The organism is Moraxella sp. CTOTU47618 (assembly GCF_032017425.1).
Taxonomy (GTDB): Bacteria; Pseudomonadota; Gammaproteobacteria; order Pseudomonadales; family Moraxellaceae; genus Faucicola; species Faucicola tetraodonis.
In genome coordinates this window covers 1-17,461 of the sequence record NZ_DALZPW010000003.1, presented here as the reverse complement: position 1 = coordinate 17,461, position 17,461 = coordinate 1, and the positions used below count along the sequence as shown (strand labels likewise).

The 17,461-nt window shown below is 44.8% G+C and carries 14 protein-coding genes; 2 read left to right on the top strand and 12 right to left on the bottom strand.

The window, feature by feature from the left end:
• Positions 1 to 12: 12 nt before the first annotated feature.
• From RTS09_RS03750 to RTS09_RS03725, 6 genes are all read right to left on the bottom strand, one after another.
• On the bottom strand, positions 13 to 1,506 hold the full coding sequence (locus RTS09_RS03750) for an alanine/glycine:cation symporter family protein (RefSeq protein WP_312534429.1): 1,494 nt from the start codon (positions 1,504 to 1,506) through the stop codon (positions 13 to 15).
• A 215-nt stretch (positions 1,507 to 1,721) separates the two neighbouring features.
• A complete protein-coding gene (locus RTS09_RS03745) occupies positions 1,722 to 2,420 on the bottom strand; it encodes a VIT1/CCC1 transporter family protein (protein ID WP_312522754.1) in 699 nt (232 codons plus the stop codon).
• A 153-nt stretch (positions 2,421 to 2,573) separates the two neighbouring features.
• Complete coding sequence (locus RTS09_RS03740) at positions 2,574 to 4,136, bottom strand: DUF3482 domain-containing protein (RefSeq protein ID WP_312534426.1); 1,563 nt, start codon at positions 4,134 to 4,136, stop codon at positions 2,574 to 2,576.
• A 31-nt stretch (positions 4,137 to 4,167) separates the two neighbouring features.
• Positions 4,168 to 4,725 carry a hypothetical protein gene (locus tag RTS09_RS03735; RefSeq protein ID WP_312534424.1) on the bottom strand — a complete coding sequence of 186 codons (558 nt, stop codon included), beginning with the start codon at positions 4,723 to 4,725 and terminating at the stop codon, positions 4,168 to 4,170.
• Between the two features lie 2 nt (positions 4,726 to 4,727).
• Entirely contained in the window at positions 4,728 to 6,077 is a 1,350-nt protein-coding gene (locus RTS09_RS03730) for a DUF2868 domain-containing protein (protein ID WP_312534422.1), read from the bottom strand.
• 1 nt (position 6,078) lies between these two features.
• Positions 6,079 to 6,966 carry an ATP-binding protein gene (locus tag RTS09_RS03725; RefSeq protein WP_312534420.1) on the bottom strand — a complete coding sequence of 296 codons (888 nt, stop codon included), beginning with the start codon at positions 6,964 to 6,966 and terminating at the stop codon, positions 6,079 to 6,081.
• A gap of 213 nt (positions 6,967 to 7,179) precedes the next feature.
• Here RTS09_RS03725 and RTS09_RS03720 point away from each other — a divergent pair, with 213 nt between their 5' ends.
• Positions 7,180 to 9,579 carry a hypothetical protein gene (locus RTS09_RS03720; RefSeq protein ID WP_312534418.1) on the top strand — a complete coding sequence of 800 codons (2,400 nt, stop codon included), beginning with the start codon at positions 7,180 to 7,182 and terminating at the stop codon, positions 9,577 to 9,579.
• Between the two features lie 121 nt (positions 9,580 to 9,700).
• Here the strand turns inward: RTS09_RS03720 and RTS09_RS03715 are convergent, their stop codons facing one another.
• The 6 genes from RTS09_RS03715 to RTS09_RS03690 form a co-directional block, all read right to left on the bottom strand.
• Positions 9,701 to 10,045 carry a YbeD family protein gene (locus RTS09_RS03715; protein ID WP_312534415.1) on the bottom strand — a complete coding sequence of 115 codons (345 nt, stop codon included), beginning with the start codon at positions 10,043 to 10,045 and terminating at the stop codon, positions 9,701 to 9,703.
• 216 nt (positions 10,046 to 10,261) lie between these two features.
• Positions 10,262 to 12,166, bottom strand: a complete 1,905-nt coding sequence (gene rpoD, locus RTS09_RS03710) for an RNA polymerase sigma factor RpoD (protein WP_312534412.1) — start codon at positions 12,164 to 12,166, stop codon at positions 10,262 to 10,264.
• 271 nt (positions 12,167 to 12,437) lie between these two features.
• A complete protein-coding gene (locus tag RTS09_RS03705) occupies positions 12,438 to 12,698 on the bottom strand; it encodes a 2Fe-2S iron-sulfur cluster-binding protein (protein WP_096489080.1) in 261 nt (86 codons plus the stop codon).
• Between the two features lie 40 nt (positions 12,699 to 12,738).
• The gene (nrdB, locus tag RTS09_RS03700) at positions 12,739 to 13,872 is read right to left on the bottom strand and encodes a class Ia ribonucleoside-diphosphate reductase subunit beta (RefSeq protein ID WP_060994288.1); all 1,134 of its coding nucleotides are present in this window, start codon (positions 13,870 to 13,872) and stop codon (positions 12,739 to 12,741) included.
• A gap of 317 nt (positions 13,873 to 14,189) precedes the next feature.
• Complete coding sequence (locus tag RTS09_RS03695; protein WP_409418369.1) at positions 14,190 to 14,783, bottom strand: Dps family protein; 594 nt, start codon at positions 14,781 to 14,783, stop codon at positions 14,190 to 14,192.
• A 273-nt stretch (positions 14,784 to 15,056) separates the two neighbouring features.
• Positions 15,057 to 15,743, bottom strand: coding sequence for a YcxB family protein (locus tag RTS09_RS03690; RefSeq protein WP_312534408.1), 687 nt, complete (start codon positions 15,741 to 15,743; stop codon positions 15,057 to 15,059).
• Between the two features lie 292 nt (positions 15,744 to 16,035).
• Between RTS09_RS03690 and serS the strand changes: the two genes are divergently transcribed.
• Positions 16,036 to 17,301, top strand: a complete 1,266-nt coding sequence (gene serS / locus RTS09_RS03685) for a serine--tRNA ligase (protein WP_312534405.1) — start codon at positions 16,036 to 16,038, stop codon at positions 17,299 to 17,301.
• The last annotated feature ends 160 nt before the right edge of the window (positions 17,302 to 17,461 follow it).

Here is a 17,461-nt window from a genome sequence, read left to right as displayed (position 1 = left end):
CACATATTAAAATTAGGGTGCAAAGCGATCATGGTTGGGATGTTCACCAAATTCTTTACGGTACTTGGCTGAAATTTCATCCCAAACTGGCGCATTGTGTACGCCATTGGCGCGCGCATCATAGATAGGATCTTTGCCTTGTTTGACCTGTGCTTCATAATCGCGCAGTGCGGCAAATGCAGGTTTTTGCAAGAATAAGATACCAATGATGTTGAGCCAAGCCATCAAACCAACGCCCAAGTCACCCAGTGCCCATGCCAAGTCGGCGGTTTTTAAGCAGCTATAAATTACCACAAATAAAATCACTACTTTGAGTACAGGGATTGCCCAATTTAGTTTTACGGTACGAGTGAGATAACGGATATTGGTTTCTGCAATATAGTAGTACGCCATTATGGTAGTGAAGGCAAAGAAGAATAGCGCAACCGCCACAAACACTGCGCCAAAACCTGGCATGATGTTTTCCATCGCAGTTTGAACGTAACCTGGACCTGCGGTAACGCCTTTAACCCCTTGATACAAGAAGGCTTCTTTGCTGGCAGGGTCTTGTACGTTATACATACCGGTAATGATTAGCATGAAACCTGTCGCCGAACAAACAAATAGCGTATCGACATACACTGAAAACGCTTGTACTAAGCCTTGTTTGGCTGGGTGTGATACATCAGCGGCTGCCGATGGGTGAGGACCTGTACCTTGACCTGCTTCATTTGAGTAAACGCCACGTTTCACACCCCATTGGATGGCAAGACCCAACACAGCACCAAACGTAGAATCCATACCAAATGCAGAGCGGAAAATCAACGCTAGCACATCAGGTAATTGACCGATATGCATGATGATAATAACAATCGCCACGATGATATAGGCAAGTGCCATAAAAGGTACAATCAACTCAGCAGAGGAGGCAATACGCTTGACACCACCAAAGATGATAAAGCCAAGTAATGCCGCAATTACCGCGGCTGAAATACTAGGTGCGATACCCAGTGAATTGTTCATCGCTTCAGCAATCGAATTGGCCTGTACACCGGGTAACAATAAACCACAAGCGGCGATTGCCGATATCGCAAATAACACCGCGTACCATTTTTGCCCTAGCGCTTTTTCAAAATAATAGGCTGGACCACCAATAAAAAAGCCTTTATCATCACGTTCTTTATAAATCTGCGCAAGCGTTGACTCAACGAATGCGGTACTTGCACCCAAGAACGCTACCATCCACATCCAGAATAATGCACCAGGACCACCAAACGTAATCGCTGTTGCGACACCGGCAATATTGCCTGTACCCACACGACCTGCGAGTGACATAGCGAGTGCTTGGAATGAAGACACACCCTGATCGGTGCTTTTGCCATCCATCAGCAATCGAATCATGCGACCAAAATGGCGCACTTGTAAAAAACGACCACGAATTGAAAAATATAAACCAACCAATAAACATAGATAGATTAATGCGGGACTCCATACCCAATCATTAATCGCATTGACAAAATCTTGCATTACCTTATCTCCCACTACCGTAGAAAGCTAAAATCCCATAGGATTTTTGACTATTTGCCAACTGTTTAATTTATAGAAACGATAATCTATCACCCAATAATAGTTTCTATAAACTTGCTGAATTATTACAGTTTCCTTATCTTATAAGAAAAAATTGGTTTTGCAAATGGTAATGATAAAAATTGGCGATAAATAATGCGAGAAAAAGTGATTGACTAACCTGTTTTTACCCCAAACATTTCACCGATAAGGTTGGTAGTAACCAACGCGACCACGCCCCAAATTACCACCCGCACAATGGCAGGGAAAATTTTGGCACCCCCCAAATACGCCGATAACCACCCCAAAACTGCCAATCCTATCAAGGTTACTGTGCCCAAACCGCCGACCAAATATTGTTTTGGTAATAGCCAAATACACAGCACCGGTAGCAGCGCCCCTGTGATAAAGGATAAAGCCGACGCCACGGCTGCCTGTAGTGGATTGGCGGATGCGGTATCGGTAAGTCCAATTTCATCGCGTGCATGCGCTTCTAGGGCATTGTGAGCAGTGAGTGCTACCGCAACATCATGTGCCATAGCAGGCGTTAAGCCGCGCTGAACATAAATATGCGTCAATTCTTTTAGCTCGCGGTCTGAATTGTGCTCAAGTTCATAGGCTTCTTTTGCCAAGTCGGCTTTTTCGGTGTCGGCTTGCGAAGAGACGGAGACATATTCACCCGCTGCCATACTTATTGCGCCAGCAATCAGCGATGCCACCCCTGTCAGCAGCAAGGTGTGACTGTCCACTTGCGCTGCCGCAACCCCCATTAATAGACTGGCAGTGGAAATCAAACCATCGTTGGCGCCGAGCACGGTTGCGCGTAGCCAGTTGTTGCGATTACTAAAATGCGGTTCATGATGTGCTGAATACATGGTATTGCCCTCAAAAACAAAAAAATTAACATAGATTAAAAGATAAATTAAAAGGTAAACATAACAAAATTAGCTTAATAAATTCTTATAATAGGCTTAACAAGGCTAGATAGTTTTTAGCCAAGTTTTTTATCATGGTTGTAGGTTGATAAGTCAGCGTCTTAGTTGGCGTGATAGTTGCCAAGCCGCCTCATCACGCAGCTCATGCGACTGCTTGGCAGATACAGTGGCTTGTCTGCCTGTGTTAAGCGATGACCATTCGGGCTTACCACGCGCTTTTTTGAGCAAACTTGGCAATCTATCAACTGACCAAGGCGCGAGCGATTGGTTCGCCATGATGCTATCAGTCGCCGCATGACCACGATGGCGTAGCGCAGTCAGCAAATCCATCGCTCGAGTCGCCAGTAAGGTCAGGGTAGCAGGGTCTATGTGCAGCCGTTTGACGCCACTGATTTTGTCAGCAATCGCGCTGGTGTTTGACAGTAAGCCACCTGCCAAACCACCGAGCGCTGTACCCAGCCCCAGTGATGTGCCAAGGGTGGCGACATCGATACCCAGTCCAATCAGCGCGCCTGCCGCTGCACCGCCTGTGGTACGAATCCCATAACTGGCTAATACTTCTTTATCGAACGGATCGCGGCGATATTCAGTCAGCTCAAGCGGTGTGGTGGTGACCGTATTGTCATAAAATTTATACAGGTTTAGCAGTTCATCTTGCATACTGCGTTCAGCTTGGCGTACTTTTTCTTGCATTTTTTGTAAGGTAGGCAGCGGATCATCTTCCTCGTGAATGGTTTCAACAAAGGCGGCAACGTTTAATAAAAAATGCGCAATGATAATATTGGCATCATCGTACAAATCATCCCAATCGGCTTTACGACGCTCGATCAGCTGTTTGATAATTTCAGGTTGTATCAGCATGGTTTCTAAGTTTTGCCACAGTTTGATTTCATCATCAAATTCAAACGCCACTGAGTCAAACCGCGTAGATACATGCAAGTTGCGGCGCGCGAGCATCTGCTGCCATTCATTGATATTGCTATCTTGACCCTTAGTAAAGTTAAATACGGGCATGACCGGGATGGCTGACCATGACAGCACCGTCAACTCATCTTTATATTTGGCGAGCACAGGCTCACGCGCATCAATCACATAAACGGCCATGTCACTGGCAATCAGCTGACGAATGACCTTGGCTTCTTGGCTAAACTCATCCTGTGCAGGCGCGCTTGCCAAAAATTGCTGTAACCGCTCCACACCGTCACGGCGGGCGGCGGTGTTGTCTTCTAACCAATCAAGTAGCCCTGACGCATCTTCTAAACCGGGCGTGTCATACAGTGCCACCAAGCCTTGCCCCGTTTGGCTGTCATTGATCATGGCTTTTTCCACATGACGCGTAGTGGCAGGCGCATTTTTGACTTCGCCAAAGTACATATCACGCAACAGGGTGCGTAGTAGCGAAGTTTTACCGGTATTGGTATGCCCCACGATCGCCAATTTTAACGCTTCATTTTCACCAATGCTGATTTTGCGGCTTGGATAGGGGTTTTGTTCAGCTTGGGCTAATGGATGGTTGGGCGATTGTGTGGCGATGTCGGTGCTTGGATGGGTCGCACTGTCAGCCACCGTCTCTGGCAAGGTGGTATTCGCTGGCAAATAATCTTTGGTTAAATCAATTGTCAATTTTTCTTGGGTGGTTATGTTTTTGTTATCCATTATTTGTTAACCTTTATGTATTCAGCACGAGCTATTTTTGGCAAGTTCTTTTGGCAAGTTCTAGGGCATGGGTGACATGATTGAAGGCGGTTTGGGTCAGTGGATGTGCCAGCCAATCATCAAAACTATGGGCAACATCGTCCGTGTTTTCGCTACTATCTTCTGCCAGTTGGTCGTAATAATCCAAATAGCCTTCAGCGGTTAAAATCACCCAACCATCACTCACTGCAGATTTTTCTTCCATGGCTGTCAAAGACAGATAAAACCCAAGCATATCAAGCATCAGCAAAATCGCGTCACTAGTGCTGTGTGGATAGCTATCGCCCATAGCAAACATGATGTCATCGAGCGCATTTAGCGCCTGTTCGATGCTATCGGTTTGCCAAGTTTGCCTGTTTATGATGTCAAACAGGGCTTGATAGTGCGGTTTTTCACTGTCGAGTTCGTTGTCAAGCCAGTCGGCTGGTAGGTTTTGAACGAATTGACGCAGTAGATTTTGCACAAAAGCGCTTTGCGCTGCGAGCGTAAGCTGTGAAGCAGTTTGGACAATGCTATTAATCACATCGGCATAGCTGATTGTGGCATTCATGGTTAATTTTCTCTTACTAGGGCAATTTGGCGTTCTGCCAACGCGGTTTCCCATTGTAGTTGACGGGCTTTGATGGTTTCAATTTCGCTCGGACTTGGCAGGTAGCCTTGATTGGCATCGAGCAGTTGCACAATCATACCGCCTTTTGCCGCGCTTGCGATATTATCGAGTTTTCGCAGGGTACCACGGTCGGGGAGTGCGAGATTGGAGATACCGACGAGCACTTGAACAGGGTTAATTTGAAGGTAGGCAATCAGTTTTTCCAAGTCATCACGATCATCGATACGACCAAAGTTTTGCGCCGCTATACCGACGGTTTTGACATACCATTGCGGGTTGGCTTGCGGGTATTCGAGCAACACGGCGAGTTTATTGGCTAGGCTGATTTGGGCAGTGGGCGCGATAGGTTTTTGCTCAGTCGGGCTGTCATCGGGGTCAATCACTTTGCGCTGCCAAAAATCGATAATTTTTTGATAGTACGGCTGTTTGATATCAAGTTTCATACGGCTTGAGCGTACCATCATCAGACAACATAGCCATGCGAGCAAACGTGGCACGATACCGTACATCAGTAGGCTACCGATTAATAACATCGCCCAGCGAAACGAAATCATCTGTGGCGTGGTTTCAGGATTCATCTGCGCGGTGATAATATCTTGCGCTGTTGGCGTAGGAAAGCCTACCCAATGGGGGAGCCAAGACATCAGTTTGACCACTTCCACCACGTTGCTGTCTTGCAGTAGGGTTGATTCCCACACAAAATTATAATTTTTGACCAATAACAATAGAATCAATGAAACCAACATCCCCGATAGACTGGCTAACCAAAACTGGTGGCTGATACGACTGACGTACCATTTGGTGCCAGCGTGATTGAGCTGGTCTTGATATAGCTCAACCGCTGTTTGGGTAACAACATCTTTGCCACGCACTAGGGTTGCCGGGGTAAAAAAAGTACCAAAAAAACTGGGTTTATTGCGCGGTGAGAACAGCATCCAACCGAGCCAAACCACTAAGATAATGGTATTAAACCCTAATAAACTGGCTAGCACATAAAAAAAGTTCACCACCTGCGCTTGCATCAAGCCAAATAACGCGACAAAGCCCAAAATAAACCACAGCACGGTCAATCCCCAAATCACGCCATTGATGCGAGTGTCGATGGTGGTAAGTAGCTGCGCAAGTTTACCATCATTATCAATGCGGCTGGCGCGGCGGCGCAATTTGGTCAGCGGTTCGCCCGACTCATATTGTAGTTTTTCAGTGATAAGGATCGGGTCAGCGGCAAAAATATGCTGTTTTTCTTCCAGCCTGCGCACCAGTTCGGTCAGTTGGTCTTGAGATGTGTACATGTTAATTTTCCAACCTTTTCATGCCAATAAAATACCGACTAAACTGATAAGCCACGCGCCCAGAGCGTCCACCGCGTTCACTGGCAAAGCGCAAGGCAGCGGCTTTTGCTTGCTCATCAAAGGGCAAACTTGCTTGCGCCAAATAATGCGCACAAATATCCAAATACACAGGTTGGGTCATCGGATGAAACGACAGCCACAGCCCAAAGCGGTCAGACAACGACACGGTTTCATCAATCGTCTCGTACGGATTGACTTCATCGGTTTGCCCATTATAAATACTCACATTGTCTTTCATCAGTTGTGGTAGTAGATGACGGCGGTTACTGGTCGCATAGACCAGTAGTTTGTCTTGCTCGCTGTCTAGCGCGCCATCGAGCACGCTTTTGAGTGTGCGATAATTCTCATCTTGTCCATTGAACGCTAAGTCATCACAGTACACCACATAATGACAGCCATGATTGGGCTGGGTTGTATGAAGGTCCCGTACTGCTTGGCGAATCGGCTCTAACATCACCAAATCATCTCGTGACACTTCGATAATACGAAGACCATCCGCTTTATATTGATTGAGCAATGCCCGAATGAGCGACGATTTTCCCGCCCCACGGGTGCCTGTCATGAGTACATGATTGGCAGGTAAGCCTGCTAAATATTGGCGCGTGTTTTGAACCAGTTTATTTTTTTGCACCTCAATACCAAGCAAATCATCCAACGTCAATCGCAAATCTACGGTTAAAGGCACCAGTTCACCGCTACCCGTGCGGCTATTGGATTGCCAGCGGTAGGCAAGCACGCTTGGATCAAGTTGTATGGGCTTGGGCAACTGTGCCTGTAAAAATTGGGTGAGTAAGTGTTCTAAATTAGCGGGTAGAGTGAGTTGCGACATACAAGGGTTCTTCTAAATGGCTTTTAAGTGATTGGTTTTTAAATGAGTGGTTTTTAAGCGTTTTTGCGGTATTTAGTTCGTATGATAGCAAAACTCCGTTAGATTACCCATTATCTTTGTAAACATTGCAGCATAACACTGGCTTTTTGTTTACAAAAAAATCAATTCAGTTATAAAGATAGGATTTATGATAAAATTTGTTAAGGAAGATCAATGAATGCGCAACAAGCCATCGCCTTTAGTATCAAACCTCTCACTTTTGCTATTGTCATGCTGGGGATTCACGGCTGTGCCACGCAGCCTAGCGCGAGTCAGCCGCTGTCTCAACGTGTGTTGCAGGCCAACCAAAATTTGCTCAGTCGCCAAAGTTATGCTTATGACTATCGAGTCAATGTGGTGCGCCCGCACTTACGTAGCGCACAAGCGTTAGCTGCAAGCCCTAATCGTTTAAAACTTATCGGGCAGCTGAGCAAAGCACAGCACCTTGATGCTCGCCAACAAGCCTTGGTTACAGAGGGGGTCAATCACCAAACCCGTGAACAAAGCGAAGTGGGGCAAGTGATGGATATTTTAACCAAGCGCTTTGAGTTTGCCTCCACAGGTGTGGTAGATCTTCGCCGAGGGCAAATGTCAATCGTGCCTGAATTTCGCTACGTGCAGAACAATGCAGGGGCGTTTATCAAAGTGCCGCTTGCGGCTGATTTTGCGCGCTCCAAAGTATATGCTGACTTGTCGGGACTCTCTGAGTTTGCCACCGACCCGCAATATGATGGACGCTACATTGAGTATGACTATAGCAAACTGCTAAAAGATAAAAAGATAGATAAAAGAGCCTTATTCAAGGTATTTGAACAGATGTCACTGCTAAATGCCACCCTTGCCAAAGAAAGCGATTATCAGCCATTGGCTTTGACTACTGAAGATAAAGCCAAAGGTGTGAGCCAGCGTATTGGCTACCGCATTGGCTACAATCAAATGCTAGCCGAGTATTTGCTGTTCTTCCACGTCAATGAGCGCTACCTAAAATCATTCATCAATCCAGCCGATTTTGCCAAAGATGATGAGCTAAAGCAGCTTGGCAGCCTTGCCGTTAGCCCAAGGTATCTGATGAAAAAAGCCTTTGACAGCCATGAGTTGGCAAGCGTTGAGGAAAAAGCGTATGAATCTGCCATGCGCCTGTATGAAGCCATTGACAAAATGCGCGCGCAATCAGACGACAGCGCTGCTGACCCAGCCAGTGCCGATGCTGCAGAGGCAATGGACAGTTTAGAAACCCAAACAGCCACTGACGAGCCAACCACAGACGAACCAACCAGTGAAGAATTAGCTCAAACTGCAAAAGCCTTAGCAGCCTTTGACAAATACCAATCAGACAAATTGGTCAGTGCCGCTGCACTGGCAAAAATCATCGACGCCAATCCGCAAGCCTTTAAAGCGCTGCAAGCTGAAATAAGCAAAGAGGCAAATAGCAGCTTTATCTCAATGGATGATGACATCCGTATCAGCTATGGACTCAACCGCCAAAATCAACTACTTAATGTGGTGGCAATGAGTGATTTACCAGCATTTGAAAAAACCACGCCGACTACCAATCAGCCCAAGACCCAAATGCGCACAGTGGTTAATTTTTATGATTATGGCAAAGCCCGCGTCAATCCTGATATCTTCAACAAGGCAATCACTTGGCAACAAGCATCAAAAAATAACAATCTATTGGCGGCGACAAAACAATCCAAAGTCTTTGACAGTGATAAGAATTTAGAAGCTTTGTCCTATAGTTTGCTCAAACAAAACAAAGGGTTTGTTGAGACGTTTGTCACCCTTTATAGCTACCAGTTTGTGTTGCAAAAAGATGAAGCAAGCCTCAATGAAATAGATATGGCGGCGCTAAACGCCGCTGCAACCAAACTTGCAAAAATACAAGCCGATAATTATGCAGTCATGAATACTGATAGCCGTCAGCAAAAAGCGATTACAGATGTTGATGCGTATGTCGATGATGAGCTTGCCGAACATATCGCAGGGATTGTTGATAAAACCTATCGTAATCAACAATACTTGCAACAGATTGCCAAACTTAAAGCGCAAGGCAAATCTGACGCCCAGATATTTAGCCAGTTGTATCAAACTATCAGCGACAAACCCAGCGATGTAGCCAGCGATGTAGAAAGTGCAGCTGCAGCGGCGGCGGAAGCTGCAGCGGCAGTAGATGTTGTTGAGGAAAGCCAAGAACAACAAGCTTGTTCGCTACTGTTGGACACAGATAAACTTGATAAAACATCACGCACACGCCTTGCTAAAATCTGTGCAAAAATCGACAAAGCCACCGCCCAGGAACAGGCAGCCAGCCAACAATCTGGCAGCGCTGATACTGCACCCGTCCCCATGACGACTGCCGATATCGCCAAGCAAAAGCAGGCGCGAGATAAGTTTAATCAATTACTGGGCGAAATCGCTATCGAAGACATGCACACCCAAGCCAAGCATATCAGCCTATCTGATGAGGGGGATGATGAGTTAATCGAAAAACTCAAACCTCACTTTGAGGCGAGCTATGATTTTGATTATGATGCCTACAAAGCTGCCTATCAGTTGTTACTTTTGAGCCAATAATCAGGCAAGCATATCATCAACTGCTGATAACCCATATAAAACAGATAAGAAAAGCGGGATAACTGATGTATCCCGCTTTTTTTTACGTCAATCAATCGTGCCATTTTTAACCATGACAGGTTTATAATACGGTACGAATACTTGCCGCTTCATCTAGCATTTTATACAAGCTATTGACTTGCTCAGCGTCTGTCAAATACACATTAGCACGTACGGAGTGGAAACGACCGGTACGCGAGGGATTGATAGTCAAACTTGCCAAATCAAATTCAGGAAATAAAGTACCCAAAATTAATTTTACTTCATCGAGTAACGCCTCTTTGTGACCCTCATGACCGATGATACTTAACGGATAATCCATGGGAAAATTCCACAATTCTGGGTGCTGGATATCCGTAGGTTTCGCCGCTCGCGTACTACATGCAGCGGCTTCCAAGTTATTAAGCGTAATTGTTTTATCGTTCATAGCATCACCTAAGGTTATATAAATTTCTTTAGAGTCTAAATGAGGGTAAAACCGATAATTTCAAGACGTTGGGGTTTGGGGTTGAAAAAAGCGCCATTCATAAACCTATCCATAACCCCATTCATAAAAAGCCACATTTATAGAAAAATCACATTCATAAATCCGCCCATAAAAAAACCGAGAACATTGTCTCGGCTTTTTTGGATGGATATAACATCAATCATTCTCTAGGAATGAACGTAGATGTTCAGAGCGAGAAGGGTGGCGCAGTTTACGCAGCGCTTTGGCTTCAATCTGACGAATACGCTCACGGGTGACATCAAATTGTTTACCCACTTCTTCTAAGGTATGGTCGGTAGACATATCAATACCAAAACGCATTTTAAGCACTTTGGCTTCACGTTCGGTGAGGTTGGCCAACACTTCACGGGTAGCTTCTTTTAACCCTTGTGCCGTTGCTTCATCCACTGGGCTTGAGATACTCGAATCCTCAATAAAATCACCCAAGTGACTGTCTTCATCGTCCCCAATTGGGGTTTCCATTGAGATGGGTTCTTTGGCGATTTTGAGTACTTTACGGACTTTGACTTCGTCCATCTCTAAGCGTTCGCCCAATTCCTCAGGAGTCGGCTCACGTCCCATTTCTTGTAATAGCTGGCGCGATACACGGTTGATTTTATTGATGGTTTCAATCATGTGCACAGGGATACGGATGGTACGTGCTTGGTCAGCAATCGAACGGGTGATGGCTTGGCGAATCCACCATGTGGCATAAGTGGAGAATTTATAACCACGGCGATATTCAAATTTATCTACCGCTTTCATCAAGCCAATGTTACCTTCTTGAATCAAATCAAGGAACTGCAAACCGCGGTTGGTGTACTTTTTAGCAATCGAGATAACCAAACGTAAGTTCGCCTCAACCATTTCTTTTTTGGCGCGGCGGGCTTTGGCTTCACCCACAGACATGTTACGTGCGACCACTTTCATTTGGTCGATGCTCATGCCAAGATTTTGCTCATGCTGCTGGATACGCCCTTGATACTGTAACACTTCGTCAAGTACCCGCTCTAACGTGTCGGCAAAGGCAGGTTTGCCTGCGATACGGTTAGGGAGCCAGTCAAGGTTGGTTTCATTATGCGGAAAGGTTTTGCGAAACTCATCTTTTGGCATTTTACCGCGGCGAATCACCAGTTTCATGATGTGACGTTCGTTTTTACGCACGTCTTCATACACCTCACGCATCATATCCATGATATTGTCAGAGACACGGCTATTGAGCTTAAATAGCATAAAGCAGTTGGCAAGCTCATTCATCGCCGCTTTGACGACGTCGCTATCACGGTCATGAGTGGCTAATAAATCTTTGACCTTGGTGAATAATTGCTCTAATTCTTCAAAGCGCAGACGCACTTCTTCAGGGTCAAGACCGCTCGCTTCTTCGGTATCGGCATCTTCGCTGACTTCGCCATCGGCTTCTTCGATTTCATCGGCGTTTTCGGCTTCATCGTCGAGTTCATCCTCGGCTTCGTCGTCTTTGACTTTAGGTTTGATAATCGGTAACGCAATTTCCACCTCTTCGTCATCGGCAAGCGGGATGACATCAGCGGCTTCAGGGTCAAGAAAACCGGTAATAATATCAGAGACTTTCTTTTCACCTTCAAAGGTTTGGTGGTATTCATTAATGAGCATGGCAACCGTACCTGGCCAGAAGGTCATGGCATGTTGTACATCTCGGATACCATCTTCGATACGCTTAGCAATCGCAATCTCGCCTTCACGGGTGAGTAGGTCAACCGTACCCATCTCACGCATGTACATACGCACAGGGTCAGTAGTGCGACCTGGCTCAGATTCTACTGAGGCAAGTACCGCAGCGGCTTCATCGACAGCAATCTCGTCATCATCCGCATCATCGCTAAGCATAATGTCGTCTTCATCAGGCGCGGTCTCAAAAATCTTGATGCCAACGTCTGTGAGCATTTGAATAATATCATCAATTTGGTCACTTTCAGTTACCGATTCGGGGAGTTGGTCATTAATCTCAGCATAGGTGAGATAACCTTGCTCTTTACCTAATTGAATCAGCGTGGCTAATTGAGAAGTTGAATGTTCGCTCATGAGGGCTCGCTTTGATATTGGTTAAAAAAATAAATAATGTAATAGCACGACAAATAAGCTAATGACTGTATTTCTTCATTTTTATCAAGGGATACACCCTGCAAATGACAGTCGAGGACTAAATAAAGATTTAGTATGATTAAAAAGCGGTAGTCAACCTATTATTATAACGGATTATATGAGGTTCGCGGGGAGAAAATTAAAGGCAAAGCGGGTAAGTTTTCGCTTTATGCGGCATTTCGCGCAGTTTTTGGCGGGTTATTTGGGTAAATCAATCGATATCAAGCTCGATTGCCCCTCTGACTTGACAACAGCAGGGTAGGATTTCGTCATCGTCTAACATCACCAGTGGCTCATTGATATAGTCGATACGGGTGTCATGGTGGCGACGGCGGTATTTGAGCTTACAAGTACCGCAATAACCTTCAAGGCATTGGTGATTGGCAGGGATTTTTGAGCGAAGCATGCCTTGTAGCAACGTCTCGGCGTCATGCAGATAAAACTGCGTATTGTTAGTAAAAATCCATGCCATAATCGATTATATTGCCTAAATAAAATAAGCGTATGACGAATTACAATTCAAAATCATCAAACGCATCATCACTCAGCTCTGCGTCAATTTGACCGACTAAGTAAGAGGTGATTTCTGACTCTTGTGGGGCGACTTGCACGTTGTCTGAGGACAGCCAAGCATTGATCCATGGAATTGGGTTATTTTTAATTGCCGCAAAAATAGGGGGTAAGCCAATCGCATCCATACGTAGGTTGGTAATGTACTCAACATATTGCACCAAGATATTTTCATTCAAGCCAATCATCGAGCCATCTTTAAACAAATATTTTGCCCATGCTTTTTCTTGTTCAGCCGCGTCTTTGAAAATTTCAATGGCTTGCTGTTGGCAATCTTGGGCGATTTCTACCATGTCAGGGTCATCTTTGCCCGATTGCATCAAATTAATCATATGCTGGGTGCCGTTTAGATGAAGCGCTTCGTCACGGGCAATCATTTTGATAATTTTGGCATTACCTTCCATCAGTTTGCGTTCAGCAAAGGCAAATGAACAGGCAAACGACACATAAAAACGAATCGCTTCTAGCACATTGATAGCCACCAAACATAGATACAATTTGGTTTTAAGCAGGCGTAAATTAACCTCGACGGGCTTGCCATCGATGACATGACGACCTTCACCGTATAGGTTATATAGCTGAGATAGTTGATACAGCTCGTCATAAAACTTGGCAATCCCTGTCGCGCGCTCTAGGATAAAAGGATTGTCAACGATATCGTCGAATACTTTGCTTGGGTCATTGACCACGTTACGAATAATGTGGGTATAGCTGCGAGAATGGATGGTCTCAGAAAATGACCATGTTTCAATCCAGGTTTCTAATTCAGGAATCGATACCAGCGGCAGTAGCACGGCATTGGGGCTACGACCTTGAATCGAATCAAGCAAGGTTTGGTACTTTAGGTTGCTTAAGAAGATATGCTGTTCATGCACTGACAAGTTGCTAAAATCCAAGCGGTCTTTGGAAACGTCAATTTCTTCTGGACGCCAAAAAAACGACAATTGCTTTTCAATCAACTGCTCGAAAACAGGGAATTTTTGTTGGTCGTAACGTGCCACATTGACAGGCTGACCAAAAAACATCGGCTCAAGCAATGGGTCATTTTTGGTTTGGCAAAAGATGGAATATGACATAGCGGTGAATCTTCTTCAATCAAAGTTCAAGACAAGTGGCGTAGCAGTATCAGTTAACAAGTAAATCAGCTAACAAATGCATCAACTGGCTAGTATGCTTGGCTATTATAGATAACAACATATAGAAATTGCAATCCACCCAAGGACTTGATTTCTAAGGATAAAATTTATAACATATTGAAATATATAACTATTTGTATATCAAAAAATTAGTAATTAAATTTATTGACATTTGAAAATCTATATATTGTGTTTTTATTTTACCACGCAATAAAAAAGACGACTATTAAAGCCGTCTTTTTGGTCAGATGGGACGATTAGCCAAGATAGGCATTGTACATCCACACCAATTTTTCTTGTTCTTGCACGTACGCAGTCAATTGGTCGGCAGTGCCTTGATCGTCATCTTCATCCGCTAAGTCAATGATTTCGCGTTCTTTAGCGATGGTCATAGTCAGACCCGTTAAAATACCTTTCACACATGCCACACCGTCAGAGACGTTTTTGTCTTCTTTGATGCTTGAGATTTTTAAGAAATCGCTATAAGCATGTAGTGGTGTACCTTGTAAGGTCAAAATGCGCTCAGCAATTTCATCAATTTGGACTTGCAGCGCAGTATATAACTCTTCAAACTTCACATGGAGGGTAAAGAAATCTGAGCCACGCACATTCCAGTGATAGCCACGAACATTGGTATAGAACACATGATAGTTGGCTAATAAGGTATTTAATTGCTCAACAATGGCGCTCATGTCTGCAGCGGCTAAGCTGATATCGCGTGTTTTACTTGAGCCAGATTTGGAAGCAGTAGATTTGGAGGCAGTCACTTTTTCACCTGATTTATCGGTATTGTCTAATTGTTCTGAGTCTTGTTTGGTTGCTGATTGCTTTGTAGTGGCTTGTTTTGCCATGTTGTTATCTCCTAAAATGATGATTTTTATTTGTTTAGGACTTAATTGTAAGCCTAAACAAGCTGTTATTAAAATTAATCGTTTTTATCTATATATTTAATTTTATCAATTAAAATGTACGGTATTACCCTAAAAATAATATCAAACATTTGGCGCAGCTGTGTGCAAATTTAGTAAATAGTTTTGCTTGCTGCCATAAAAAAACTGCAGTTTCTTGGCTGCAGTTTTTGTGGTCATCGATAATTAGTTGTTGTCTTAATCTTAATCGTTGTCTTAATTGTTTTCTGGAAAATATTTATCAGTCGGTTTGTCGGTTAAATCAAAACCTGGTTGTCCAATGTTTTGCTGTAAATGATGACGTAGGGTATCAATCGGGAATTTTTGGTTGGCAAGGCGTTTGGGCACGATTTGGCTGCCTTGTTGGCTTTCACCCGTTTTTGGATTTTTGACATCAAACATCATAAAGATATAGTCAGGCGTTTCTTGCCAGTTGGTGACACTATCCCATTTGATGACCGCTTGCTGCATACCGCTACTACGTACCAAAGGCTGATTGTAGCCGCGTGGCATGGCGGGCATGTTGGGGGCAGGCATGGACATTACTACCCCGTGCTGTTGTACGCCAAGCTTGATTTGTTGCATCTCTGGCGGCATGCTTTGGCTTGCCATTTGTTTTTCAAATTCGCGTTTGACATACCATTTAAGACCGTAGGTACGCGCCAGCAAATAAACCACTACACCCACGAGCATCAACCAAAAAATAATGGTGGAATAACCGTGCACAAAAATCAGACCTAAAATCGCTAGCACCACAATGACTGCCAAAATTGCCCAAGTTTTTGGGGTGATTTTGGTCAAAGTTTGGTTGTTGGCATCAAATAGCTGCAGCTGTGCTTGACGAAACTCGTCCTCGGTCAGATTCAAATCCACAGGTTGTAGGGTGTAAGGGTACAGAGCCATAAACAATTCACTCACTATCAAACGATAGTTACAAAACGATAAAAGAAGGCTTATCTTACCCAACCTTGACCCAAAAATAAACCTAACAACGCACTTTTTGATAAATTTTTGTTTTTCCCCAATGCAGCGAGGGGCGAACGCCGATAAACGCATACCGATAAATCGTCAATTTACCGTGTATTTCTAGTCGCTACCGTGAAAAATCGCCGCAATCTTGCTATCATACACGCTGATATCAACAGCCATTTTGCTGCTTTAACTCAAGTTTGAACAATTTAAGGAACTTATCGCCATGATCGACCCAAAATTACTGCGTACAGAACTAGACACGGTCGCCGAAAAACTTGCCAAACGCGGCTATGAGCTTGATAAAGCATTTTGGCAGCAAGTCGAAGAACAGCGCAAATCCATTCAAGTCAAAACCGAAGAACTACAAGCCAAAAAAAATGCGGGCGCCAAACAAGTCGGCTTGATGAAACGCAATGGCGAAAATACTGACGCCTTAATGGCAGAAATGGCAACCATCAGTAGCGAGATGAAACAAGCGGAAGACGCGCTCAAAGCCTTGCAGGAGAAAATTCTAGCAGCAGCTTTAACTATCCCAAACTTGCCTGATGACAGCGTGCCGGCAGGTAAAGATGAAAACGACAATGTCGAAATGCGTCGATGGGGCGAGCCACGCCAATTTGATTTTGAGGTCAAAGACCATAGCGACTTGGGCGAAGACTTGGGGTTACTTGACTTTGAAATGGCGGCCAAACTGACTGGCTCACGGTTTAGCGTGCTAAAAGGTCAACTCGCCAAACTCAACCGCGCCTTGATTGCCTTTATGCTTACTACCCATACCGACAAATACGGCTATACGGAAATGTATGTGCCGTATATGGTCAATGCCGACAGCCTGCTTGGTACAGGGCAGCTACCAAAGTTTGAAGAAGACCTATTCAAACTGCGCGGTGAAAAAGAGTATTACCTAATCCCTACTTCAGAAGTGCCACTTACCAACAGCGTGCGCGACAAAATCCTAGACCCCGAAGCCTTGCCCATCAAGATAACTGCCCATACCCCCTGTTTTCGCAGTGAAGCGGGCAGTGCCGGGCGAGATACCCGTGGCTTGATTCGTCAGCACCAGTTTGAAAAAGTGGAAATGGTACAAATCACCCATCCAGCGCAGTCAATGCAAGCCTTAGAGGACATGACAGGACAAGCGGAATATATCTTGCAGCAGCTTGGTTTGCCGTATCGGGTGATTGTGCTGTGTGGCGGTGATATGGGTTTTGGCGCGGTGAAAACCTATGATATCGAGGTGTGGCTACCGTCTCAGACTACCTACCGTGAAATCTCTAGCTGCTCAAACTGTGGCGACTTCCAAGCGCGCCGTATGCAAGCGCGTGTCAAAGACGGCAAAAAAACCGAGCTGGTGCATACCTTAAATGGCTCAGGTCTTGCGGTCGGTCGTACCTTGCTTGCCATCATGGAAAATTACCAAAATGCGGATGGTACTATCACGGTGCCTGAAGTGTTACGTCCTTATATGGGCGTTGATGTGATTGGTTAGTAGTGGTAACAATGAAAAAATAGCCAGTTGATTGACTGGCTGTTTTTTGTTTGGCTAAAAGATATTGGTAGTTTACCTAAAAATTGGGTTAAAAAGTCTTTTAAGGTAAGCATCCGACCATTCCCTATTGTGGGGATTGCCACACATGAGGCAGCAGCTC